The organism is Pseudomonas sp. FW305-7 (assembly GCF_058786735.1).
Genome location: NZ_JBYSZA010000066.1, coordinates 1 through 1,746, shown reverse-complemented (window position 1 = coordinate 1,746; position 1,746 = coordinate 1). Strand labels below are relative to the sequence as shown.

Sequence of the window (1,746 nt, the reverse complement as noted above, 5' to 3'; positions counted from 1 at the left end):
GACGTCAGCACATTCAACATCAATGTTGAATGTCAGACCGCTATCGCGGGCAAGCCCGCTCCCACAGGTATTTGGGTTGATCACAGTTTTATGATCAACCCAACTGGCTTACGCCGCTTCCGGCGCCGGTGCGCGACGCACGTCCGGTTGCTTCCACGAATCGGCAGCGCTTTCTTCGATGGCTTGCTGGATGGCTTTCTTGCGTGCTTCTTCAGCGCGGCGGCTGAAGAACCAGACCATGAAGGTCACGATCGACACCGCCAGCAGAATCAGGCTCGCCACCGCGTTGATCTCAGGCTTCACGCCCAGACGCACCGCCGAGAACACTTCCATCGGCAGGGTCGTCGAACCCGGACCGGAGACGAAGCTCGCCAGTACCAGGTCATCCAGCGACAGCGCGAACGACATCATCCCGCCCGCCGCCAGCGATGGCGCAATCATCGGGATGGTGATCAGGAAGAACACCTTCCACGGCCGCGCCCCCAGATCCATCGCCGCTTCTTCGATCGACAGGTCCAGCTCACGCAGACGCGCCGACACCACCACCGCCACGTACGCCGCACAGAACGTCGTGTGGGCGATCCAGATGGTGACAATGCCACGCTCCTGCGGCCAGCCGATCATCTGCGCCATGGCTACGAACAGCAGCAACAGGGACAGACCGGTGATCACTTCCGGCATTACCAATGGCGCCGTCACCAGACCGCCGAACAGCGTGCGGCCCTTGAAGTGGGTGATGCGCGTCAGCACGAACGCCGCCAGGGTACCCAGTGCCACCGCAGCGACGGCGGTGTAGCAGGCGATTTCCAGCGAGCGCACCACCGAGCCCATCAGTTGGGTGTTGTCGAGCAGGCCGACGTACCACTTGATCGACCAGCCGCCCCACACCGTCACCAGTTTCGAGGCGTTGAACGAGTAGATCACCAGGATCAGCATCGGCAGATAAATAAACAACAAACCCAGGACCAGCATCAGGCTGGAGAAACGGATGCGCTTCATTCTTTACCCTCCATTTCCTTGGCCTGACTGCGGTTGAACAGAATGATCGGCACAATCAGGATCGCCAGCATCACCACTGCCAAGGCAGACGCCACCGGCCAGTCTCGGTTGTTGAAGAACTCTTGCCAGAGCACTTTACCGATCATCAGGGTTTCCGGGCCGCCGAGCAGTTCCGGGATCACGAACTCGCCCACCACCGGAATGAACACCAGCATGCAGCCGGCAATGATCCCGTTCTTGGACAGCGGAATAGTGATTTTCCAGAAGCTGTTGAAGGTGCTCGAACCGAGGTCCGACGCCGCTTCCAGCAGACTGTTGTCGTGCTTCACCAGGTTGGCGTAGAGCGGCAGGATCATGAACGGCAGGTACGAATAGACCACGCCGATGTACACCGCGAGGTTGGTGTTGAGGATCTGCAGCGGCTCGTCGATGAAACCCATGCTCATCAGAAAACCGTTGAGCAGACCGTTGTTGCTGAGGATGCCCATCCACGCATACACGCGGATCAGGATCGCGGTCCAGGTGGGCATCATGATCAGCAGCACCAGCACCGTTTGCAGCTCTTTACGGGCACTGGCGATGGCATAGGCCATCGGGTAGCCGATCAGCAGACACAGCACGGTGCTGATCAGCGCCATCTTCAGCGAGCCGAGGTACGCGGCGATGTACAACTCGTCGTCGCCGAGCATCGCGTAGTTGCCGAGGTTCAGCAGCAGTTGCAGCTTCTGCTCGGCAAACGTGTAGATC

At 59.6% G+C, this 1,746-nt stretch carries 2 protein-coding genes; both read right to left on the bottom strand.

Annotation, left to right across the window (positions count from 1 at the left end; translation table 11 throughout):
- Positions 1-108: 108 nt before the first annotated feature.
- The gene (locus AC3WMT_RS30820) at positions 109-999 is read right to left on the bottom strand and encodes an ABC transporter permease subunit (RefSeq protein WP_103307430.1); all 891 of its coding nucleotides are present in this window, start codon (positions 997-999) and stop codon (positions 109-111) included.
- The coding region (locus AC3WMT_RS30815) for an ABC transporter permease subunit (protein WP_103307429.1) at positions 996-1,746 on the bottom strand (751 nt) is incomplete at its 5' end. The genes AC3WMT_RS30815 and AC3WMT_RS30820, both read right to left, overlap by 4 nt.